Origin of the sequence: Acinetobacter sp. RUH 2624 (genome assembly GCF_000162375.2) — a bacterium.
Classification (GTDB): domain Bacteria; phylum Pseudomonadota; class Gammaproteobacteria; order Pseudomonadales; family Moraxellaceae; genus Acinetobacter; species Acinetobacter nosocomialis.
In genome coordinates, this window is sequence record NZ_KI391939.1 from 2,505,756 (window position 1) to 2,528,347 (window position 22,592).

Annotated in this window: 19 protein-coding genes; 5 read left to right on the top strand and 14 right to left on the bottom strand. The window is 36.9% G+C overall.

Annotation, left to right across the window (positions count from 1 at the left end; genetic code table 11):
- Positions 1-171: 171 nt before the first annotated feature.
- Together HMPREF0014_RS18325 and znuD are read right to left on the bottom strand one after the other, a co-directional pair.
- Entirely contained in the window at positions 172-1,635 is a 1,464-nt protein-coding gene (locus HMPREF0014_RS18325; RefSeq protein ID WP_006580310.1) for a phospholipase D family protein, read from the bottom strand.
- A gap of 74 nt (positions 1,636-1,709) precedes the next feature.
- Complete coding sequence (gene znuD, locus HMPREF0014_RS18330) at positions 1,710-3,722, bottom strand: zinc piracy TonB-dependent receptor ZnuD (protein WP_006580309.1); 2,013 nt, start codon at positions 3,720-3,722, stop codon at positions 1,710-1,712.
- Between the two features lie 125 nt (positions 3,723-3,847).
- Between znuD and HMPREF0014_RS18335 the strand changes: the two genes are divergently transcribed.
- The gene (locus HMPREF0014_RS18335; protein ID WP_006580308.1) at positions 3,848-4,612 is read left to right on the top strand and encodes a DUF4184 family protein; all 765 of its coding nucleotides are present in this window, start codon (positions 3,848-3,850) and stop codon (positions 4,610-4,612) included.
- Between the two features lie 169 nt (positions 4,613-4,781).
- On the top strand, positions 4,782-6,566 hold the full coding sequence (gene aspS / locus HMPREF0014_RS18340) for an aspartate--tRNA ligase (protein ID WP_006580307.1): 1,785 nt from the start codon (positions 4,782-4,784) through the stop codon (positions 6,564-6,566).
- Positions 6,567-6,624: 58 nt separating this feature from the next.
- Here the strand turns inward: aspS and HMPREF0014_RS18345 are convergent, their stop codons facing one another.
- Positions 6,625-7,653, bottom strand: coding sequence for a stealth conserved region 3 domain-containing protein (locus HMPREF0014_RS18345; protein WP_006580306.1), 1,029 nt, complete (start codon positions 7,651-7,653; stop codon positions 6,625-6,627).
- A 203-nt stretch (positions 7,654-7,856) separates the two neighbouring features.
- Between HMPREF0014_RS18345 and HMPREF0014_RS18350 the strand changes: the two genes are divergently transcribed.
- The gene (locus HMPREF0014_RS18350) at positions 7,857-8,072 is read left to right on the top strand and encodes a hypothetical protein (protein WP_006580305.1); all 216 of its coding nucleotides are present in this window, start codon (positions 7,857-7,859) and stop codon (positions 8,070-8,072) included.
- Between the two features lie 50 nt (positions 8,073-8,122).
- Here the strand turns inward: HMPREF0014_RS18350 and glf are convergent, their stop codons facing one another.
- The 4 genes from glf to HMPREF0014_RS18370 are packed head-to-tail and all read right to left on the bottom strand — an operon-like array spanning position 8,123 to position 11,674.
- A complete protein-coding gene (gene glf, locus HMPREF0014_RS18355; RefSeq protein ID WP_006580304.1) occupies positions 8,123-9,244 on the bottom strand; it encodes a UDP-galactopyranose mutase in 1,122 nt (373 codons plus the stop codon).
- The gene (locus HMPREF0014_RS18360; RefSeq protein WP_006580303.1) at positions 9,241-10,080 is read right to left on the bottom strand and encodes a DUF707 domain-containing protein; all 840 of its coding nucleotides are present in this window, start codon (positions 10,078-10,080) and stop codon (positions 9,241-9,243) included. Before HMPREF0014_RS18360 ends, glf begins: the two co-directional genes overlap by 4 nt.
- Before the next feature lie 31 nt (positions 10,081-10,111).
- Positions 10,112-10,888 carry a glycosyltransferase family 25 protein gene (locus HMPREF0014_RS18365; RefSeq protein ID WP_006580302.1) on the bottom strand — a complete coding sequence of 259 codons (777 nt, stop codon included), beginning with the start codon at positions 10,886-10,888 and terminating at the stop codon, positions 10,112-10,114.
- A gap of 18 nt (positions 10,889-10,906) precedes the next feature.
- Complete coding sequence (locus HMPREF0014_RS18370; RefSeq protein WP_006580301.1) at positions 10,907-11,674, bottom strand: glycosyltransferase family 25 protein; 768 nt, start codon at positions 11,672-11,674, stop codon at positions 10,907-10,909.
- A 68-nt stretch (positions 11,675-11,742) separates the two neighbouring features.
- On the opposite strand from HMPREF0014_RS18370, the gene HMPREF0014_RS18375 reads away from it, so the two are divergent.
- Entirely contained in the window at positions 11,743-12,633 is an 891-nt protein-coding gene (locus HMPREF0014_RS18375) for a hypothetical protein (protein WP_006580300.1), read from the top strand.
- Here HMPREF0014_RS18375 and HMPREF0014_RS18380 read toward each other — a convergent pair.
- The 4 genes from HMPREF0014_RS18380 to HMPREF0014_RS18395 are packed head-to-tail and all read right to left on the bottom strand — an operon-like array spanning position 12,630 to position 16,196.
- Positions 12,630-13,643, bottom strand: a complete 1,014-nt coding sequence (locus HMPREF0014_RS18380; protein ID WP_006580299.1) for a glycosyltransferase — start codon at positions 13,641-13,643, stop codon at positions 12,630-12,632. The genes HMPREF0014_RS18375 and HMPREF0014_RS18380 overlap by 4 nt on opposite strands.
- An 11-nt stretch (positions 13,644-13,654) precedes the next feature.
- The gene (locus HMPREF0014_RS18385; RefSeq protein WP_006580298.1) at positions 13,655-14,419 is read right to left on the bottom strand and encodes a glycosyltransferase family 2 protein; all 765 of its coding nucleotides are present in this window, start codon (positions 14,417-14,419) and stop codon (positions 13,655-13,657) included.
- Positions 14,416-15,171 carry a polysaccharide deacetylase family protein gene (locus HMPREF0014_RS18390; RefSeq protein ID WP_004711949.1) on the bottom strand — a complete coding sequence of 252 codons (756 nt, stop codon included), beginning with the start codon at positions 15,169-15,171 and terminating at the stop codon, positions 14,416-14,418. The genes HMPREF0014_RS18385 and HMPREF0014_RS18390 overlap by 4 nt, the downstream gene beginning before the upstream one ends.
- Positions 15,168-16,196 carry a glycosyltransferase gene (locus HMPREF0014_RS18395; protein WP_006580297.1) on the bottom strand — a complete coding sequence of 343 codons (1,029 nt, stop codon included), beginning with the start codon at positions 16,194-16,196 and terminating at the stop codon, positions 15,168-15,170. The genes HMPREF0014_RS18390 and HMPREF0014_RS18395 overlap by 4 nt, the downstream gene beginning before the upstream one ends.
- Positions 16,197-16,321: 125 nt before the next feature.
- Here HMPREF0014_RS18395 and HMPREF0014_RS18400 point away from each other — a divergent pair, with 125 nt between their 5' ends.
- Positions 16,322-17,896, top strand: a complete 1,575-nt coding sequence (locus tag HMPREF0014_RS18400; RefSeq protein ID WP_006580296.1) for a phosphoethanolamine transferase — start codon at positions 16,322-16,324, stop codon at positions 17,894-17,896.
- On the opposite strand, the gene HMPREF0014_RS18405 is transcribed toward HMPREF0014_RS18400, so the two are convergent.
- The 3 genes from HMPREF0014_RS18405 to glnE form a co-directional block, all read right to left on the bottom strand.
- Positions 17,881-18,765: an ELM1/GtrOC1 family putative glycosyltransferase gene (locus HMPREF0014_RS18405; RefSeq protein WP_004711944.1), complete on the bottom strand. Its 885-nt coding sequence runs from the start codon at positions 18,763-18,765 to the stop codon at positions 17,881-17,883. The genes HMPREF0014_RS18400 and HMPREF0014_RS18405 overlap by 16 nt on opposite strands.
- A gap of 67 nt (positions 18,766-18,832) precedes the next feature.
- Entirely contained in the window at positions 18,833-19,759 is a 927-nt protein-coding gene (locus HMPREF0014_RS18410; RefSeq protein WP_002051336.1) for a branched-chain amino acid transaminase, read from the bottom strand.
- Between the two features lie 24 nt (positions 19,760-19,783).
- Positions 19,784-22,534, bottom strand: coding sequence for a bifunctional [glutamate--ammonia ligase]-adenylyl-L-tyrosine phosphorylase/[glutamate--ammonia-ligase] adenylyltransferase (glnE, locus tag HMPREF0014_RS18415; protein WP_020992284.1), 2,751 nt, complete (start codon positions 22,532-22,534; stop codon positions 19,784-19,786).
- Positions 22,535-22,592: the final 58 nt, after the last annotated feature.

Below are 22,592 nucleotides of genomic sequence, written 5' to 3' on the forward strand. Positions count from 1 at the left end.
ATAGGCTAATGCCTCACTTTTGAGAGGTCAAAAGTGACAAAAACCTTTGTTTCACTGATGTTGCTTCCCTGCAACACAGTGAAACGGCGACATCCATGTCGCCAATTATCTTTCCAATTTTGTACAAAATCACGGCAACGGATAAGCTCAAAGTTTATATAAAAAATAGAATTAGAAAGTGGATAACCCTGACCATTCCATAAAGCGATAAATCCAATACTTCACTTTAGACTCGTCTGCATACTTCGCATAATCGACGCTCATCTGTCTACCTTGTAGATTTGACCAAGAAGTATTGAAGTAATCCTGAGCATCTTTAAAAACTTGATCTTGAACTTTGCCTATAACCAACATATCCGTTTCAAGGTTGTAATTTTTTAAATTACGAGCAGTGAAATTGGCAGAACCTACAATCAACTCAGCTTGCTGGTCGTTATATTTCACAATCATTTTGCTATGGTTCTGTTCACCATGCGTGTCACACCAGCGAATTGGTATACCAGCAGTATGTAGTTCTGAAGCAACCTGACGGTTTGGAATACCATTCTTTTGTCTTCCAAACGCATCTTTATTTGGATCAAGCAGAACCCGAACCATAACCCCTCGTGCTTGTGCATTTTTTAGAGCTTGAATAATCTTGCGTTCAGATAGATAGAACATACTTAGATCGAGATGTTCTTTGGGTTTAGCCGAATTAATTAGTTTCAGTACAGATTCATAGATTGCGCCCTCAGTTAACACTTGAACCTGAGGCTTGGTTATATCTTTTTCGAAGTCACCTAAAATGAGTGATGGTGAGCTACTTCCAGACATCTGCGCAACAGCAGCTTCTGTTTGAAGAATATCAGTAGCTGTGGCTCCTGTTACAACCAACGCCACATTAGAGTGTCTCGAACTACCATCGTGTGGATTTGCTGAGGTGACCAATGATTTCCAACCAGCGTCAGTATCAACAACCAAGGTTTTACGGTGATTCGCTTTAAAATTAAATAGGTTCAGATAACTGCGTAATGTAATTTGTTCATTACCAAAAGGATTGGGTAACCAACCTTTGTCTGGATTATTTCCGATATTTTGGCAACAAATATACCAAAAACCAGACCAAAGTGGATTTGAAGCACGTAAAGGTGCCAGATTCGTTTCGATAACATCAACACCGGCTTGTCGTAATTGCCGATAATGCTCCGGACTTAAACCGCCATAAACTGAGTTAATCGGGTCAGTAATTAATACAATCTGGATTTGACGGTTTTGTCTTTTTTTACTAATCAACGCATTAGTAAGTTCCTGCATCAATGGTCTTTGCTTTATTTTTGAATCACCCACCTCTGAATTAAATAAAAACATATCGACCACAATAGTAGTCTTTGCCTCATCAATCATTTTTAAAATTTCATCAAAAATATGTTGATCAAGCTTCTGTTGACCATTGGCATCCAGATAAGTTTTATCTGCTAAAAATTTGACATCGGCATGTCTAAGCTTGCCACTAAAGTTAATGCCCTGTGGTAATGGTTTTACTGTGTGGTAAATTGCCGATGCAATATATGCAATAGCAACAACGCAAAGTAATACCGCCATATAACGACGCCCTGACCAATTTATTTTTTGATGAATTCGCTGAAAAATACGCATAAAAAAGACCTAACTTGATCATTCCAAATTAGGTCTTTTAGCTTGATTTTTCAAGTTTAGTTTCGTGTTAGGCCTTAGAAACTAAAGTTTACACCGACAGTAAAATTACGTCCGACTTGTGGAACATTTGCAAGGAAAGACTCATGTTGATAAATTCGGCTATCAAGCAAGTTGTTGGCATTCAAGAACACTCGATAATCACCAATATTGCTATATTTGCCGTTATAACCAACGCCTAAATTCAGCATGTTATAGCTCTGCCCTTTGGTTTCATAATTAGCAATATCATCTTGTTTGAATACATGATAATACTCGGCAGAACCATCCCATCCATCACCAAAATCTGCTTTAACTTTAGTACCTAAACGCCCACCCGGAATACGTGGTGCATTTTCATTATCAATTTTGCCGCGAACATAATCACCAAATAGCCCTAAATTATATACAGGTGAAATTTGGTAGCTTAGGTCAGCATCGACACCATAGAACTTAGCTGCATCTTGACTATATTGAATAAGACGGAAGCCTTGGAAATCATCCAATGTATTAGCATAAATGAAATTATCAAAACGGTTATGGAACACGCTTACGTTGTATTTCAAAAGATCATTATTAAAGTGCAAACCTAACTCAACATTATTTGAGCGCTCTTTCTTCAGGTCATCATTACCCAACTCATAAGTATTGGTCGCCATATGCACACCGTCCGAATACAACTCTTGAGCAAATGGCAAACGTTCTTGGTGTGATGTTGTGAGGGACAATTTGTATTGCGGAATAAATTCCCAGCTTGCTGTACCAGCAACCGAATATCCAGTACCCGTGTAATTCTTTTGATCTGACTCAATGTCGATAGTTTGATGATCAATACGCGAAGAAACTGCAAGATTGACGTTATTGATTTGTTTTTGTTGCAAACCAAATACGCTATAACGTTGGGTTTTGCTTGGATCCATAATCGACTCATCACCAACAATATTCAGTTTTTGTTGGGTATATTGCGCGCCAATTTGTCCTGTCCAACCCGCCCAAGCATTATTTTCTAATGTAACTCGGCTATCAATCCCTTTGCTTTTAAAAGTTGTTCCGACATCAGTATTATGCATTTCTTCATGTTGATAATCGGTATAGCTTGCTTGCGCTGCAACTTTAGCAAAACCTGCAAACGGGTCTCTTAACTCACCTTTTAAATCGTAACGCTTTTCTTTGAGATTAATCCATGAGGCATCATGTTCGTGCTCATGCTCATGATCGGTTGATGGGTCGTCAGTTCCACACACAAGGTGCAAGCCATCACGTTCACATGAACCAAAAAGCTCATTATCGGCAGGAATACCATATTGATCATGACGCTGGCTAAATGAAGCACCGATAAAACCACGATCCCCAATCCAAGATAATCCAGCATTATAATTTTTAGAGTCGGCAAAAGTGCTATCCTGACGACGCTCGTCTGTTTGTAAATCTCTAGGCAAAATATAGTCATTCGCATCGCGCTTTAAACCACCGACACGTAGCGCAACATGGTCCCCTAAACCGACTGTCGCTTGCCCTGAATATAGTAGCTCATCACTACCTGAGTTGTAGCGGACACCGGCTTTTCCTTGATAGCCCTTGTCTGGCATGCTGGTTGGAATTTTTTCATCAACAACATTTACCAGTCCCCCCACAGAGCCTGCACCATATAATAATGCTTCAGCACCATTTAATATCTGAATATCTTGGGCAGAGTTTGGATCAACCGTAACGGCATGGTCTGGCGATACAGATGAAACATCCATTACATCTCCACCGTTTTGTACGATCTTGACACGTGTACCGTCTTGACCACGAATGACAGGGCGGCTCGCCCCTCCTGTATATTGAGCTGAATAAACCCCTGCCTGACCATTTAAGGCATTACCAATACTCGTTGCACCTTCTGCTAAAGACGTATTATTGGCTGGTGCTGTGGGTTCTGCTTTAACCGTAATTGTTGCCAATTCGGCAGGTTTCTCTTCCTTAGTATTTGTGTCATCCGCTGCCATCACTTGCTGAATAGAAAGTGATAATAATAAGAGAACAAAAAGCTGTGTTTTGAGCTGCATAGTCAATGCCCCATATTTTTTACGTTATATTATAACATTCCAAATGTTTTGCAATAAAAAACATTAACCAAAGGCATGTTTCGTTAGACTCGTTGTTTTGATGATGTGAGAAGCTTCGTTTTCCAATGCCTTTTACAATCTCTCATGCTGTTCTTGCTCCACCGATTGCTAAACTAAGTCGAAACACTTTGCCTGTTGCTGCCCTAGCTATTGGCAGCATGACACCTGACCTTTACCGCTTATTTACAGTTCAGTCAGGTATGCTGACTCATCAATGGAAGGGTTTGCTTTACCCAAACCTTGCATTAGGTTTATTGTTTTGCGTCATTTGGTATTTACTTTATCGACCTGTGGTTTACCGTTTTTTTGGTATTCAGCATGATTTGAAATTAGACTCTTTTAAACGTTTTATCTACTTTTTAATTGAAATTATATTTGCACTCATTATCGGTATTGCCACTCATCTCATTTGGGATGGTCTTACTCATTCTGACTTTCGAACTTTTATCTTCCAAGATTTTTTATCCCAAACGGTTCATTTCTTTGGTCGTCCCTATCCTTTGCATCGACTACTTCAACTCGGTTCTTCTGCTCTAGCATTACCTTTTTTAGGCTGGATGAGTATTCATTACTATCAAAAACATAAACAGCACTGGAAAATAAGTCATAAAATTAAAATTTTTGCATGGTCTCTGTTTATGTTATCTACCCTTTTGGGCTTATTTTCACTTTGGGATTATGCCCGTTACATTCCTCATGAGGTTTGGCATACCGACACCTATTACTTTACAGGTCGATCTATTAATGAATTCATGCAAGGCTGGTTAAGCACTTTTAGTTTAGGGTGCTTATTATTCCTGTTTTTAGATCGACAACAAAGAATGGGCTAAAGGGTAAACTTGCTGCCAAATTGCTCATTTTTAGCTAAATTATAGCTGTTTTTTGATCTAGTTCTTGTGGCATGCCATTCAACAGGGCATAATCGAAAACTTACTTTTTTGACGATGCGCGGTTTACGCATCCGTCTTTTCAGCCAATATAGTTTGGATAATCTTCATCATGATGCGAACTCATTACTGTGGCTCTTTAACTGAAGCCCAAATCGACCAAACCGTTACATTATGCGGTTGGGTACATCGTCGCCGTGACCATGGCGGTGTTATTTTCCTTGATATGCGTGACCGTGATGGTCTCGTTCAAGTGGTTATTGACCCAGATACTCCAGAAGCATTTGCAACTGCAGATAAAGCACGTTCTGAATATGTATTAAAAATTACAGGTCGTGTTCGTCGCCGTTATGAAGGTACTGAAAACCCAAATATGGTGAGTGGTCAAATCGAAGTTTTAGGCAAAGAAATCGAAGTTCTTGCTGCTTCTGAAACTCCTCCATTCCCATTAAATGATGACACGATTAACGTGTCAGAAGAACACCGTTTAAAATATCGTTTCTTGGACATTCGCCGTCCTGAAATGTTAGAGCGTTTACGTTTCCGTTCTAAAGTAACTAACTTGATCCGTAACTATTTAGATGATCACGGTTTCTTAGACGTTGAAACTCCGATTTTAACTCGTGCAACTCCTGAAGGTGCACGTGACTATTTAGTACCAAGTCGCGTACAAAATGGTAGCTTCTACGCACTTCCACAATCACCTCAATTGTTTAAACAATTATTGATGGTTGGTGGTATCGATCGTTACTACCAAATCGCGAAATGTTTCCGTGATGAAGACTTACGTGCTGACCGTCAGCCAGAATTCACTCAAATCGACATTGAAACATCGTTCTTAAATGACGATGAAATCATGGATTTGATGGAAGGCATGACTGTTAAACTATTTAATGACTTGCTTGGCGTAAAATTTGAAAAGTTCCGCCGCATGCCATATAGCGAAGCGATGCGTGACTATGCATCTGATAAACCAGATTTGCGTATTCCATTGAAACTCGTTGACGTTGCAGATTTAATGCAAGAAGTTGAGTTCAAAGTATTTGCTGGTCCTGCAAAAGACCCTAAAGGCCGTATTGCAGCACTTCGCGTCCCAGGTGCAGGTTCATTAAGTCGTAGCCAAATTGATGAATACACTAAATTTGTTGGCATCTACGGTGCGAAAGGTTTGGCGTACATCAAAGTCAATGAAATCGAAAAAGGAATTGAAGGTCTTCAATCTCCTATCGTTAAATTCATTGAACCAATCGTAATGAAGTTACTTGAGCGTGTTGGTGCAGAGAATGGCGATATCGTATTCTTCGGTGCTGATAAAGCCAAAGTTGTAAACGATGCTATGGGTGCACTTCGTGTCAAGATCGGTCATGACTTGAACCTTGCAACTTGTGAGTGGGCTCCACTTTGGGTTGTTGACTTCCCAATGTTTGAAGAAACTGACGATGGCAAATGGACTTCTGTTCACCACCCATTCACACTACCTAAATCTAGCGTAGAAGACGTGAAGAGCAATCCAGGCGAAGCACTTTCTGTTGCTTATGACATGGTATTGAATGGTACTGAAGTTGGTGGCGGTTCTCTTCGTATTTACACATTAGAAATGCAAAAAGCGATTTTTGAAGCGCTTGGTATTTCTGATGAAGAAGCAGAAGAGAAATTCAGCTTCTTGCTTAACGCACTTCGTTATGGCGCCCCTCCTCACGGTGGTTTGGCATTTGGTCTTGACCGTTTAGTAATGCTTATGACTGGCGCGACTTCAATTCGTGACGTTATTGCATTCCCTAAAACGAAAACTGCTGAATGTCCACTTACTCAAGCACCTGCTCCTGTTGAAGCAAACCAACTTCGTGACTTGGGCATCCGCTTACGTGAAAAGCCAAAAGCTGAAGAATCTAAATAATTATTAGATTGTGAAATTAAAAAACCCTGCTTATGCAGGGTTTTTTAATAAATAATTTTTAATGAGATATTTCTTTTTCAAAACTCGAAACTGTATTAAATTTTTGTTCAAAAATCTGAATAATTTCTTTTTTTAGTTTTTCAAAATCAACCACTTGCTCATCATCATTTAAACAAATCTGTGGAAGGTACTCATTTTTAATAACATGATTAATTTCAGGAAGATTTTGGATTCTTAAATTAAAATTTTGACCACGCTCAAATATATTTACGGGGCAAAAACGAGCAGAACATAACTGCCACAATCTGAACAAGTACTGATTAACATCTAAAGGCTGTCTAAATCGATGACTTGATACTTCCTTTAAGTAGTTTTCTTCTTTTTCCCAAACCTCTTCAAATATCGATTTCAAAAATGGTTGAGGTAAATGATTACTATAAAAGCTTGAGAATTTTCGATTATATAAACTTAAAAAGTTACCCCAATTATTACTGATTGAATAACGATGATTAAAAAGTGCATAAGGATTTTTTCGAAATAATTTTCTCTTATCAAAATATTTATTAATAATCGCAACATCGGTCAAAGCAACAGCACCTAAAAAGTTCTCTTCTCCCACTACCATTAAAGGCTGTAGTCTAACTCCATCGCAAGGTAGACCATTTCTAAAGAAAAACTCCGGTTCTAGGGGGCTATTAATAAAAGTATCATCATTAAAATAGACAAATTGCTCTGCAAGACCATCTATTTTATGAATATTAATTTCGATAGCATGAGAGTTAAAAGTAGGTAAATAGTCTGGATTTATAATTTGATCATGGGTCACCAAGTTTAATTTTGGATGATTTTGTACTAAAAATTCTGGAAAATGACCACAAGTTACTAGATGAATTTTTCGTACCCAAGGACAGAATTTTTCAACAGATCTAAACCAATATTGAAGATTATCCCAATCACGATAACGGCATTCATCAATGACCTCAGTCACCTGTGTATTTGCTTCTTTAGATTTATAATATTTATAATCTTGCTGCCATTTAGTATCAGTTGAGTCGACCCAAATCATTACAAAATCAATAGGCTGCATTATTCTCCCCTAAGCTAAATTCAACAAGATAATGAAAGTTTTAGCAAATAAGAGGGATATTACTATTTATTAATGTTAATTAAAGTTCACAATTCCTTCATATTTTTATTATTTCTAAACAATTTCGTTAATTCATAGTCTATTGAGGTGACAGTGGGCAAATGGCATAATAGCTGCTCTCTTCTCCCGCATGGTAATTGATTATGGCAATGCGTCCTGACGTTCGTCGACATGCTTTAGTCGTGATTGTATTCTCTCTTGCGCAATGGTTTTTCATGCGCTATATCCTTTCACATGAACTATTTAATTTAACGACCAACCAACGCATTCTTTATTTCTGTGTAAGCAGCCTCGCAGGTGCATTACTTATTTTTGTAGCACTCATTTATATGGTGCTTAAAGGAAATGCGGATAAATAATTTTAAAGGCAACATTAATATTTCGATAAATAATGTTGCCTTTTTAATCACTAGGAATGATCAAAAGAATGAGCTTTATTAATAAGCTCTTTTGATATATCTAAAGCCTGTCTGATAGTCACATCCATATCCATATAACTATAAGTTCCTAAGCGACCAGCAAATGTTACTTTCTTTTCTACCTTTGCCAAGGCCAAATACTTATCTAATACTGTTTTATCATCAGCTAATCGTACAGGATAGTAAGGGATATCGTCATCGGTACAATCTGCACTATATTCTTTGAAATAAATAGTTTGCTCATGCGTTTCCCAAGGAGCAAAATGTTTATGTTCAGAAATTCTAGTATAAGGTACATGTTCATCCCCATAATTGATGACTGCATTTCCCTGAAAATCGCCTTCCGAATAATTTTTTTCAAATTTTAAAGTCCGATAATTTAACTTTCCTTCAGAATAATCAAACCATTGATCCAGTTTTCCAGTCCAAACAATATGATCATATTCAGCTACCAAATCTTTAGAAAAACTTTTATTTAGCTCTACTGAGATATTGTTATGATTTAAAATAGACTCAATAATTGATGTATATCCATTTTCAGGCATCCCCTGATACTTATGTGAAAAATAGTTATCATCATAATTAAATCGGACAGGTAATCTTTTCAAGATACTTGCTGGCAATAATTTAGGTTCTAGTCCCCATTGCTTTTTTGTATATCCTTTAAAAAACGCTTCATATAGATCTTTGCCAATAAATTTTAAAGCTTGCTCTTCAAAATTTACTGGTTCAACAATACTTCTATCACCTTGTTTTTTAATAAATTCTTTTGCTTCATCAGGAGAAAATCTAGTCTTAAAAAATTGATTAATTGTGTGTAAATTAACTGGAAGTGAATAAACCTCATTATTTACAATTGACTTAACCCTATTCGTAAAGGGTTTAAAATTTCCATGTGAATTGACATATTTCCACACTTGCTCATCATCTGTATGGAAAATATGCGGCCCATAAACATGTTCCATGATTCCTGTTTGACTGTCACGTTCCGTATAGCAGTTTCCACCTACATGGTGCCGTTGATCAATAATAACAATAGAGTGTCCTTTCTCTGCAAGCTCCCTTCCAATAACAGCACCTGTAAATCCACATCCTACAATTAAAAATTTCATTTACTTAGTCCAACTTTATCTAATCCAAAAGAAATTGATGTTCCGTTTAATAAACGACTATCACATCCAGCAATTATTTTTTTTATAAATTCAACATTCTCAGTATTTAGATAAATATTCTGTTGATCTAAGCCACCTTTACAAATTGTTTCCTGACTCAAATCATATTTTTTTAGTAGGGTATTTAGTTCATCGAGTGGGGTAATTAATTTCGCTTTTGAAAAAAGGGACGATTTTTTAAAACTCTGTTTACCAACTCCATTACCAGCAGAGCCTACAGGTCGAGTATGAAAGACTTTTACTTCATCAATAATACCAATTTTAGAAGAATCTCCTAATTGTTTTGGCCATAAGTTATCTAATCCCCACCCTGACTTATTTTCTTTGAAGGTGAGATATAAAGACTCAAAAGACTTTTTATTAAAACAAGGAATCATAACTTCTACAAAGTTTGTTTCACGATACTTAAATGATTTATTATTTAATAAAATTCCCCATGAATAATAACTTCTTTCATCAAGGGAAGGTTGAGCCAAATCAAATTTATAATAGTGAAATAAATCAAAAAATTGATTAATAGTTTGTGTATCTGTATCTATATCATCATCTGGCAACCATATTGCGTCATATTCTTTCCAAAAGTCAGTAGTAGTAAAAAAATTATATAACCCTTCCCACTTTGAGCCCTTATAAGGATGAAAAAATTTAATTTTCTCTATATCAAATTTTGGATTATCTCCAAAATAACTTAATGCAATATCATAATTTGCATCAGTTGAAACCCATTTTTCATGCAGCGATTTATCACCACATCTTACAACAATTAAATTCTTCATAAATTACTCTAACTATATTTTAACACTTAATTTAAAATTCACGATATTGCTCATAAAATAATTTTAACCACCTTTTTTTAAAGGATCGATTGAGCTTTTCGAAGATGTTTCTTTCTACTTTATTTTTTTCTGAAAGCAGTTTCCGTTCTAACTCTATACTGCTAGTGGAATGAGTATGAAATATGATTTCAGGATGATCAAATAAGAATGTCGCATAAAAATTAATTTTGGGATAGAACTTATACAACTCATCCCAATGATCGCATACATGTGGTTTATGATGATAATCTAATAGAACTTTAGCCATTTCTTTATCTACCACATAAGCATAAGTGTAAGATAAATCAGCAATACTATAGGGATGCAATTTTAAAATATTTCTATTATAAATTTTTTTGGGCTGAATTTTTCCATAAATACGATCATTTACTTTAAGTTGAATACCACCCAAACTCATAAAGAAGCAATTCTGTAAATTCAAATTTACTACTTCTGACTTAAATTGATTTAAATCAATATCCATAATTTGAATAGCATCATCTTCTAATACTAATGCATATTTTTCGTTACTTGTAATAAAATCTCGAAGTGCCTGCATATGGGATAAAGTACAACCTAACTCTCCTGGGCTTAAGGGTTGCTTTTGTGTAGCGACGGCCAAGTCAAAATATTCTTTTACTGTAAGCTCTTTACCCTTGATGCCTATTTTTTTAAAGTCACCCTTATATGGCTGAAAATTACTTTGAGAAAAAAAATTTTGTAACCTTGGACTATTATCTGCTTCAATGCTAATAAGATATTTTTTCAAAATAAACCGCCTATTTAGTTAAGTATTTAATTTGTAATTCTGAAGAAAAAAACCTTTGATTTTTTTTACAATATAAGAAAAATCAAATTCTAATTTATTTTTTGTTATTTTAGTTAACATATCTCTTTCATTTTCTAGATAACTCTTATCTTTTTCATTTTCGATTTCAGGGTGATCAAATATATATGAAACATAAATATTAATTGATTGTTTAAATATTATTAGATCAGCCCATTGATCATAAACTCTTGGGGAGCGATGGAAATCAATTAATATTTGAGCCATCTCGCGATCTACAATATATGCATATGCATATGCCAAATTTTCATAAAAGAAAGGATCAACTTTTAGAACATGCTGATCTAATAAAAAATTTGGCTGATATTTCCCTTTTACTTTACGACAGATTTTCATCTGGATGCCACCGAGACTCAAAAATAAGGGAGTAGTCAGCCCTATCCTTTTGACCTGTTCTTCTAATTCATTAAAATCGACTTCAAAACGTTCGATCACATCATCTTCGAAAATAATGGCATATTCATCGTCAGAGCTCAAAAAATCTTTTAATGCAGCAATATGTGACATGGTACAACCAAGCTCACCCGGTGTCATCGGTTTCTTCTTACCTGCTACACCCTGTTGAAAATACTCACTAACACTTAAATTTTTTCCTATAACCCCAAATTGCTTAAATTCATCGCGGTATTTGTAAAATGTTGGCTGAGAGTACAGCTTTTTTAAACGTTCACTATTCGTAGATTCAATACTGATTAAATATTTTTTCATTTCATTCAAATGTTAAAATGAGTCAGGGATAGTCTATCTAATTATAGTTATATCGAGTGTAAAATTTAATGCTAAATCGCCTAATCCAAAAAAAATGGTACAAATACCAACAAGCAAAAAAAGCAAAATCTTTTGACTCTCATTGGTATATGCGTTTTGGTTGGTTAGAACAACCTTTTACATCACTTGAACAATTAGACTCTCTATTTGAAATTCACTCTCCTAGAAAATTTACATTTGCAGATAGCTTTTATGCTTATGAAAATGATCGTCATTTTATTTTTTTTGAAGAAGTTGATGATGAACATCCTGTAGGCTTTCTTTCTGTTTTAGAAGTTTTTAAAGATGGTACATACACATCACCTGAAGCTATTTTAAAGCTTGACTATCACCTATCTTATCCTTGTGTATTTAAAATAGATAATACTTGGTACATGGTACCAGAGACTTTTAGCAACAAAACAATCGAACTTTGGAAATGTACTGATTTTCCACTAAAATGGGAAAAGCATTCTAATCTTTTAGAGAATATTGAAGCAGTTGACACCACACCCTTTTATCATGAAGGTTTATGGTATCTTTTTACTTCTACACGTCGTGACTGTAAGAAATTTGGTGATCGTTTAGATTTATTCTTTACCGAGGATATTTTAAATCCTAACTGGCAAGAACACCCAATGAACCCAGTGTGTAAAGGAAAAATTCAATTTAGGATGGCTGGAAAACCTTTTTTCTATCAGAATAAACTGGTTCGCCCAAGTCAAGACTCTCTAAAACGTTATGGTGGACATATTGAACTTAAGGAAATCATAAAATTAAGTCCAAAGGAATATGAAGAAAAACTGTACGAAACAATATATCCTGAATGGAACAAAGATGATGATGGATGTCACACTATTGATGTACATTCAAACTTCATTGTTATGGATGCGATCCGTTTGACAGAAAAAGATAATTAGCGTTGTTGTCTCAACGCTAATTTATAAATATCTAGTGTTTTATTAACCATTGCATTTAAAGACAATTCAGCCTCAGCTTTATCAAATGCAGGCTTAAAGTCATGATGAATATGCTCAAAGTTTTTAATCGCAACTTTAATTAAATTATTAATTTCTAATACGGTATTATCTTTTGCTATATATTTTTCTGGAATAAATTCTCTTACCATACCAACATCAGTGGCAATTACAGGTTTATGTACCAATAATGCTTCTGCAACAATTAAAGGCCCTCCTTCTCTCAAGGAAGATACCACCACTAAATCACTTGCTGCCAAGTAGGGATAAATATCTTGCTGATAACCAACTAATTTAATTTTATCCTGTAAATGCAGCTCTTGAATTAACTGACTTAAATGTTCCTGCTCTGGTCCCTCACCTAATATTTCTAGCTGAATCTCCAAACCTTGCCATGCTTCTATAAGTCGATCAAAGCCTTTTACTGGATCTAATCGGCCAATTGCGATAACTTTTTTTAGAGTTGTTCTAGGTATATCAGCAGTCAATCTTTTTTCCTGAGCCACACCATTATAAACAACATGAACCGGTCGATACTCACTCACTTTATCGGCAACCGCCTGACTTACAGTTATTACCTCATTAAAATGCCGATAGCTACGCATATTATTTTTCATACCATGAATGGTTGCCACACTTGGTACTTTTAAAAACGGTAGAAGAAAACTCAAAATTTTTGAAGCTTTTCCACCTTGAGCATGGACAACATCAGGAGCAATTTTTCTAATTTCTTTAAAAAGAGAATAGAGAAGACCGATATTCATTCTTCCTTTGGAAAAATCAAAATAATGACAATGAAGATGCTCTATTTTAGGTAGTGTATTTTGATAGTTTAAGTCTAAAAATAAATGGACTTCTTGCTTTTGTGATAATTCTGCACAGAGTTGGAAAGTATGCTTTTCTAACCCACCGATTTTCCCACCATCTGTCGCCATAATCTGAACAATTTTCATAGCTTGCCTACTTATTTTTTATCTTTATTCATCGTCTGTTCAAACAGTTTGGCTTCTTTTAGAAATGCATAAAACGCGTTAATCATACTATTTACGAAACCACGCCAACCATTTAAGAAACTACGGCGAATAAAATAAGACTTCATAAAAGTCACTGGCATCACCAAAACCAATTTTGCAATGCTTGGAGACTTTCCTTTTTGGAATTTCTCTAATGCTTTTAAGTTGGAATATTGGTTATTTTTTTCGACTTTAACGAAAATACTCGACTCACCATAATGATAAATATCGTGTTGAGCGCGCTGAGATTCACCATCTACAATTACATTTTCATGGACTTTATTGGCAAGATCATAATGCCCTTTAGACTTACGGAAAAAACGCACCTTTGCATGTTTTTTAGTATGTTTACTGTTCGGGACACCTAAAAATACATCATTAATTGGAGTGATTAATGCATCAAGCTTGTTCTGCTGAATAGTCTCAACAATCTCTTGTTTTAACTCCTTAGATAAGACTTCGTCGCCATCTAAATTGAGTACCCAATCATTTCGGCATTTTGCTAAGGCCAAACTTTTTTGCCCAGCATAACCCTGCCAGTCTTGATGAGAAATTTGGGTATTTTCAAAGCGCTTTGCAATTTCATAAGTATTATCAGTACTACCTGAGTCTAAAATAATAACTTCATCAAACTCACTGACACTTTGCAAAGTTCGCTCTAACCAAGCACCACAGTTTAAAGTGACAATATAAACACTACATGGAATTTTATTCATAACTTATAACGTCCTTTAGCAAGGGCGATACGCATCTGTAAAGCATTCATGGCACCATGCGTGCTGACACGTGGAATATTAAATTGGTTATCTGCTTCATACGCTTCGATTTTTTTACGAGTCGATACTGCATTTTTAAAGCCAATATCTTGGGCCATTTTCTGGTGCTTTTCATTAAAACGACCAAATGGATAAGCAAAGCTAGGGCACTTCCCAACTAATGCTTCAACATCACGCTTAGACTGAAGCATCTCATTGTAAGCCGTTTGGTCATCAAGCTTAAGCAAGTTCACATGATGTTGAGTATGCGCACCGAACTCAATCAAACCAGAGTTCGCCATTTCATGGATTTGATCGTGAGTGAGCTTTTCAATACCTTCAATTTGCGTTGCCAAATAAATGGTTGCCTTTGCATTATATTTTTTAAGTAATGGATAGGCATAAAGATAATTATCCATAAAGCCATCGTCAAAACTTAAAGCAACCACATTCTTTTGATTCCGATATTGTTCAAGCTCAGAAACAAAGCAGAAGATAGCCCCTTTACGCGTCAACAACTGTAAGAGTTGTTCAAACTTTTCAGGGGGCATGTTCATACCAGAGGCAGCATCCTTAGGGGTAACCTGATGCAACATCACTATGCGTGGTAGTTTGTTCGAACGGAACGGAAGCCAGAATGTATAATTACCCAGCACATATAACAGTGCAGCAAGTATTAATAGGCCTACCGCAACGTACAAAAACCACATCATGCATAAACCTCATGTGACCATTCATAATTTTCTGAAAGGGGCTGCTTAAATGTCACCTCAACCATAAATTGAGTGATACGTTTAGCATTGAAAGATTTACGCGTTTTCTCCCAGCCCTCTTTCGCTATTTTTTCAGCCTGCTCTGGATTTTGATCAAAGAATTGGATCTTCTTGGCCAAGTCAAACTGATCATCAAAGTAAACCACTTCCTGCTCAGTGTAGAGTTTCTCAAAATCCGGAATTCTTGGACTAAAGGTGAGTAAACCATTACCAGTCAACTGTACAATACGGTCAGAACTATACAAGGTTACATCATTACGACGTGAGTAATTAAGTCCCATTTTTGTTTCAGACAGAACCTTATAATAAGCTTTACCGTAAACACCAGGTTGCTCAAAACAACCATAATATTGATAGTTTACATGACCTTGTTGCAGGGCATCTGCCAAATCTTTTAAGAATTTTTCACGTTCAGGTTCTTTATAGACCACACCGCAGAAAATAAAAGTTTTATCCGTTTGAGAGTTTGAAAATTGCTGTAGTGTTTCAACGTTACGATGACCCACATTAGGCAGATAGGCTACGCTTAAATGAGGCTGCTTTAACTTCTGTAAATACTCACCACCCGTCGTACAAAAGATAGCGTCTAAATACGGGGAGAATGCTTTTACAAAGCCAAGTTTGCTCTCTAAATAAAGCGGATCAACATACCAAAATGCAATTTTAGTATTTGGATAAGATTCTTTAATTTGTCTTAGAACATCTGGACTCATCAAGTCACTATGTCCAATGAGCACCAAATCGGGTTCAATGTTATTGACGACTTTTAATACTTCTTTGTTGGCCCAATTGGCACCCAATTTTTTTGTTTTAAAAATCGTCCCCATTCGTGCCATATCACGAAAACTAAAATCATAAACGAAATGGCCATTTTCAATTAATCCGGCAGAAATTTTACGGTCTGTACAGTAAAAATGCGCGCCTTGTTTATTAAAGCCAAAATTTGCGATATGCAATATTTTCATTCTAAACTCTATAATTCCATCAATTCTGGAGATGAACTAAAATATTATATCATGCCTTAATTTATGTAGACCGTGTTATCAAAATATAGGATGATATCGCGCTTTTACACCTGGAACAGCTTGGCGTGATTTTTCGATTCAAAACAGGAAAGTTATGGTTCTTTATTTATTGCTTTATGCTGCTTGTTCCATCATGCATTATTTCCAGTGATGGTTTTTTCAAAGCTTTATATCCGCTTATTTTTTTCGTTTTTTTAATTTATCATTACCGCCGTTTTTTCTGGCTTAGTTTACCTATTTATCTTTTAAGCCCTTTTGCACTGTACTATGAAATTACCTATAACGCCCCAACTGAAATTTCAGTGTGGCTCACAATTTTAGGCAGCTCTACAACTGAAGGCAAAGTTTATTTATCGACATTAGATCTTCCTTTAGCAATTGGTTTGATTATTGCTTACATCATTCCTTTGATTTTCTTTTATTATTTCATTCCAAATCAAAGACTAAGCACTCCAATATGGCTACGCATTTTAGCGTTATGTCTTATTTTTTCGCCAATTCAACGCTACCTTAAAGCACCTGATCATCAGCAAGGGTTTCTAAATGTATATCGCCATTTTAAACAATCTTACCCCTTAAATTTACTTCTTGGTTTACCAGCAGCGAGTCTTGAAGTAAATCGAGTAAAAGATTTCATAGCCACACAAAACGAAATTGAATGTACACAAGTTAAGGAAACTCGCCCTACCATTACAGTACTAGTTATTGGGGAAAGTGCTCGACGCGACCGTTTAAGTTTGTTTGGCTATACCAAAAATAATACAACGCCTTATCTAGAAAAATATAAGAAAGATTTATGGTTATTTAATAATACGATTTCAGGCTCTTATATGACCAGTAAGTCTGTACCGACCTTATTAACAGGAAAGTTAAACGGGACTGATAATTTAAGCCCTTCTATTGTGAATGCTTTCAATGCAGCAGGCTACAAAACTTACTGGTTTAGCGCACAATCTCAATATGGAGAATATGATTCTCTTGTTTCAGCGTATGCCTCTTCTGCTCAAGAAACCCAATTTTTGACGCAACATTCATATTCAGCCTCACTAGAAACTCATTATGATGAGGAGCTACTCAAATCATTTGATCGAGCATTGGCAGAAAAAACACATCATAAATTCATCGTGTTACACCTTTATGGCTCACATGCTGATTTTACAAAACGCTATCCACCGCAATTTAATAAGTTTAAAGATACCTATGACAATACGGTACTTTATACAGACTATCTGCTCAGTGAAGTTATTCAAAAATTAAAAGCAACCAATGTGGACGCCAACTTAATTTACACATCTGACCATGGTCTTAATCTTGGAGAATGTAAAGAAAATAGTTCACTGCATTTAGACATGAAAAATAACTTCGATGTTCCGTTAATTATGTGGAGCTCAAACTCATGGAAGCAACATCATCCAGAAATGGCGAATACTCTTTCTAAAGAACAAAGCAGTGCAATCAGCTCAATTAATATATTACCTACACTCTTAGATATGAGAGGTATTCACTGTAAAAACATTTCTCAAGAGAGATCGTTATTTAATTCGAAGTTCAAAACATATCCAAGAGAAATTTTAGCAACATCAGAAACCATCAACTATGATAAAGGTCACGATGACAGCCAATGTCATTTAGTGAGCTGATAAACGACCCGATCCGCTTCCTGCAGGACCTGCCCTTCAGGAAGCAAATTTATATCAAACACATTTGCTATTAACTTTTTCTCTAGCAGTATATCAACCGAATTGGTAATACGATCTTGTTTGAGTCTGTCCATTGCAATCACACCGACTCGGCAACCTGCAGTAAGTGCCTCATAAATCATAGAAACACTATCTTCGGTTACCCACACAGCTTCTGCCTTTTGCATTTCCTCAAAAATCCAGCCTTGAGGAGTTTGCTCCACTGGAAATATCTGCAAACACTTAGCAAAGCTTTGTTGTTTTAAAATATCAATGAAACCTACAGGAGTACGACGTGAGGTGGTCAGGATAATCTCAGAATTTGAATTACACTCAACAATTTTTTGGACACTTAATAATACTTTTTCATGGTTCCACTGATGTCGTTTAGATGAACCACCCAATGCAATTAAAATTCTGCCTGCCTGATGTCGGTTTTCATTACGAATTGGATTCAATGCTCCACGCGTAACAATAACACGCTCATTTGAAAGAATACCGTCATGCTCTGGAATCACAGCATAGTCAAACCAAGCAATAGGTAAATTTGGCTTCATTAAAATAACAGTCTTCGCCTTTTTAAAAATTTTACCCAGCAACCAGACACGAAAGTGCGTATGGCTCCCGACACCAAATATGAAATCGGGTGCTTGCTGAAGTAGAGAATTTTTTGAAGAGAAAAGCGCTTTAATTAAGGAAATAATAGGCAAGTCATTAATAGAAACTTCTTCAAAAGTTGCATTTGCCTGCTGTCTTTGCATTGCCTGAAACAAGCCTAAAGCCTGTGAACGATGCCCTGCTTTACCATCAGAGACATAGACAATATGCATAAAAGCTCCCTAACTAAAAAATAAAAAGGCGAAACCAATGTTCGCCTTTTCATGTTAACGGATTAACTTATTTTACGTAAGTTAACCAGTGTTCATATTTTGGATTTTTACCTTGAACTGCATCAAAGAAAGTCTTTTGGATTTCAGTGGTAATTGGACCACGGCAACCCGCACCGATTTGACGGTCATCGTATTCACGGATTGGCGTAACTTCAGCAGCAGTACCTGTGAAGAATGCTTCGTCTGCAATATAGAATTCGTCACGTGTAATACGGCGCTCAACAACTTGGTAACCAAGATCTCTAGCAATCGTCATCACAGTTTGACGTGTAATACCGTCAAGTGCACCACCAGCGATATCTGGAGTATGTAAAACACCATCTTTAATCAAGAATACGTTTTCACCAGAACCTTGGCACACATAACCTTGTGGGTCCATAAGCATTGCTTCATCGTAACCAGAGTGCGCAACTTCTTGGTGAGCAAGAATTGATAATGTGTAGTTACCAGATGCTTTTGCTTTACACATGGTCACGTTTGGATGGTGGTGAGTAAATGATGAAGTTTTAACGCGAATACCTTTAGCCATTGCTTCATCACCAAGATATGCGCCCCACGCCCATGCTGCTACTGCGGCATGAATAGTGTTATTTGTTGCAGCAATGCCTAGTTTTTCTGAACCGATCCAAATAAGCGGACGTAAATAGCAAGAAGCTAATTTATTTTCACGAACAACATCGATTTGTGCTTGCTCAAGCGCTGCTTGGTCAAACGGTACTTTCATTTGATAAATTTTTGCTGAATTTAACAAACGTTTTGTGTGGTCTTGAAGACGGAAAATTGCTGTACCCTTAGGAGTTTCATAAGCACGAACACCCTCAAATACGCCCATACTGTAGTGTAGAGTATGAGTTAAAACGTGAATCTTTGCATCACGCCAATCAATTAATTGTCCATCTTGCCAAATAAAACCATCACGATCAGCCAAATTCATGGAACACTCCAAATTGTTATAAAATCATTCACTATCCAACTCAACCGAGGCGGTTGGGTCTATTAATCTTTGCCATAAATTGCAAACGACCTCACGGGTACTACGCCAGTCCGCTGCGCTGACTTGCATGGATTGATTCGCAAGGGCTAAGCGGTGGCTTTCGGCACGTTCACTAAGATAGGCTCGAATTAATGCTGTGGCATCTTCACTGGATAAGCAGTCTGCTTTAGCAGCATCTTCTAATATTCTTACATTATCAGAATAATGGGCGAGATCGGGTTTCGTCCCGCTCCATGCAAGTACAGCATACTGTGCCATAAATTCGATATCTACGATACCACCTGCGTCCTGTTTTAAATGAAAAATACCATGTTTTTTTTGTTCAGAAGACGAACCTAAGTGGTCTTTCATTTTCTGACGCATTTTCAACACTTCTTCACGAACATAAGCCTCATCTCTAGATTGAGTCAATATCTCGCGGCGAAATATTTCAAATTTTTGGCAAAGCGTTTCATCACCAGCAATAGAGCGGGCACGAACTAATGCCTGATGCTCCCAAAGCCATGCACTTTTCAACTGATAGTGTTCATAGGCTTTTAGACTGGTCACTAATAAACCAGCCTCACCAGAAGGTCTCAAGCGTGTATCAATTTCATAGACGCGGCCATCAAGCGTTTGAGTGGTCATTAAAGACATAAACTTTTGAGCGACACGCATGGCAAACTCAAACCCACTAATAGCCTTAGTTCCATCGGTGTCAGCTTGTTCATCTAGATAATGAATAAAGACAAGGTCCAAGTCAGAACCATAGCCCAGCTCAATGCCACCTACTTTGCCATAACCAATGACAGCAAAGGCTTTATAGTCAAGAGAGCAACGTTTTCCCTCGACATCTTTTGGGTAACCATGACGTTTTGCTACGGTCTGATAAGCTAAATGGAGAGTTGCATTAACACTAACTTCAGCAATATCTGTTAATGCATCAGATACTTTCATAAGAGGGCTTTCAGCTAAGACGTCACTTGCAGCGACCGTGAGCACATTGCTCTTTTTAAACAAGCGAAGTACCCGCATTTGATCTTCGACTTGATCAATTTCGATACGAAGCAATTGCTGACGTAAAGAATCTTCCAAGTCCTTACGTTTTGGTAACTCAAAATCCATCGATAAGAACTCATCCAATAGTACTGGATACTGAGTTAGCTCTTCACAAATCCACGGACTTACTGTCGCCATTTTCACTAGGCGCTGTAATGCGCCCTTACTTTCAATCAACATGACCAAATACACTGTTCGGCGCATGACTGACTCAATCAGCGGCATTAAACGTAACAGTGCAGTTTGTGGTTGTTCGGACTGCAAAATCGCTTCAATCAAATGAGGCCAAAAGGTTTTTAAACGCTGCACGGCATTTGAAGGAAGTTTTTTAAGTGCATGACCATGCCAAAACTCATGAATCAGATTTTTCGCATTATCATCTAACACTTCATCTAACTGCTGCTCTAACTGTCCAAAGTTCTCAGTTGCAGCATTAGAGCTAGTATCTTCAATCAGCTGTTTAAATTGAACTTTTACTTTTTGGCGTTTCTCGTTAAGAACATCAATAAATTCATTCCAACTCGTAAAACCCAAGGTATCTATAATGCGTTGTCGTAAATCTGCTTCTTCGGGTAATAATTGCGTTTGCTGATCGTTAAGAGCCTGAATTGCATGTTCAACACGGCGTAAAAACAGGTAAGCATCTTCAAGCTCTAATACGGCCTGTTTTTCCAACAAGCCTGCCTCACCAATATGCTTTAGACTGACCAAACACTGGCGGTCTTGTAACTCACGTTTAGAGCCACCGTAAATCAGCTGAAAAACCTGAACAATAAACTCAATTTCGCGTATACCGCCTGCCCCGAGTTTAATATCATCCTCAATATGGCGACGTAAAACTTCGCGTTCAATCATCGCTTTCATATCACGCATGGCAGCAAAAGCGGTGTAATCGACATAACGGCGGAATACAAAAGGACGTGTCATTTCTAATAAATCTTGCCCTTCTTTACCCCCAGTGACAACGCGTGCCTTAATCCATGCATAACGTTCCCATTCACGACCATGCTGACTTAAATATTTTTCTAAAGCTGCATGACTAATCGCTAATGCCGAGCCATCCCCCCAAGGCCGTAAGCGCATGTCTACTCGAAACACAAAACCATCTGCGGTGATATGTTCGAGTAAATAAATAAGTTTTTGTCCCCACAAAATACAGAACTGCTGTACATCAATACATTTACGACCATTGGTTTCGCCTTGCTCATCAAAAGCAAAAATCAGGTCAATATCACTTGATAGATTTAATTCCTGTGCCCCAAGCTTACCCATGGCAACCACAATCAAATCTTGAACTTTGCCTGAATAACTTAATGGTTCGCCGTGTTTAGCCACAAGTGCAACACGAGCAAAAGCCTTTGCTGCACAAATACTTGCATCGGCAAAGTCTGAAAGTTCACGAGTGAGTGTCACAACATCGGTAAGCTGATTGGCATCTTGCCAAATCCAGCGAAACATTAAACGACTGCGTAATACACGAAGCGCACGCATCCAAGTTGTTTCATCGGCAATGCCTTCGAGCGTGGTGTCTACAAGCTGGTAAATTTGTTCTATTGAGAGCGGTGCAGCAAATTGATCTATTTGATAATCTTGTTCTAAAACAGCCTGATGTAACCCTAAAACTTGTTCAGCATATTGGCTGGCACGCAATGTTTTTTGTAACTGCTCCGCATTCATATAAAAAAGCTCTTTTCCTCAGACTCTCTTTTTAGTTATAGCAGTTCACGTAGTAATA

Bases quoted from the DNA above. Each gene is read 5' to 3' on its own strand.
- glf (WP_006580304.1), bottom strand. From the start codon at position 9,244: ATGAAATTTTTAATTGTAGGATGTGGATTTACAGGTGCTGTTATTGGA.
- HMPREF0014_RS18410 (WP_002051336.1), bottom strand. From the start codon at position 19,759: ATGAATTTGGCTGATCGTGATGGTTTTATTTGGCAAGATGGACAATTA.
- HMPREF0014_RS18375 (WP_006580300.1), top strand. From the start codon at position 11,743: ATGCTAAATCGCCTAATCCAAAAAAAATGGTACAAATACCAACAAGCA.
- HMPREF0014_RS18360 (WP_006580303.1), bottom strand. From the start codon at position 10,080: ATGAAGAATTTAATTGTTGTAAGATGTGGTGATAAATCGCTGCATGAA.
- HMPREF0014_RS18345 (WP_006580306.1), bottom strand. From the start codon at position 7,653: ATGCAGCCTATTGATTTTGTAATGATTTGGGTCGACTCAACTGATACT.
- HMPREF0014_RS18385 (WP_006580298.1), bottom strand. From the start codon at position 14,419: ATGAATAAAATTCCATGTAGTGTTTATATTGTCACTTTAAACTGTGGT.
- HMPREF0014_RS18335 (WP_006580308.1), top strand. From the start codon at position 3,848: ATGCCTTTTACAATCTCTCATGCTGTTCTTGCTCCACCGATTGCTAAA.
- HMPREF0014_RS18325 (WP_006580310.1), bottom strand. From the start codon at position 1,635: ATGCGTATTTTTCAGCGAATTCATCAAAAAATAAATTGGTCAGGGCGT.
- znuD (WP_006580309.1), bottom strand. From the start codon at position 3,722: ATGCAGCTCAAAACACAGCTTTTTGTTCTCTTATTATTATCACTTTCT.
- HMPREF0014_RS18380 (WP_006580299.1), bottom strand. From the start codon at position 13,643: ATGAAAATTGTTCAGATTATGGCGACAGATGGTGGGAAAATCGGTGGG.
- HMPREF0014_RS18370 (WP_006580301.1), bottom strand. From the start codon at position 11,674: ATGAAAAAATATTTAATCAGTATTGAATCTACGAATAGTGAACGTTTA.
- HMPREF0014_RS18350 (WP_006580305.1), top strand. From the start codon at position 7,857: ATGGCAATGCGTCCTGACGTTCGTCGACATGCTTTAGTCGTGATTGTA.
- HMPREF0014_RS18390 (WP_004711949.1), bottom strand. From the start codon at position 15,171: ATGATGTGGTTTTTGTACGTTGCGGTAGGCCTATTAATACTTGCTGCA.
- HMPREF0014_RS18405 (WP_004711944.1), bottom strand. From the start codon at position 18,765: ATGCATATTGTCTATGTCTCTGATGGTAAAGCAGGGCATCGTTCACAG.
- aspS (WP_006580307.1), top strand. From the start codon at position 4,782: ATGATGCGAACTCATTACTGTGGCTCTTTAACTGAAGCCCAAATCGAC.
- glnE (WP_020992284.1), bottom strand. From the start codon at position 22,534: ATGAATGCGGAGCAGTTACAAAAAACATTGCGTGCCAGCCAATATGCT.
- HMPREF0014_RS18395 (WP_006580297.1), bottom strand. From the start codon at position 16,196: ATGAAAATATTGCATATCGCAAATTTTGGCTTTAATAAACAAGGCGCG.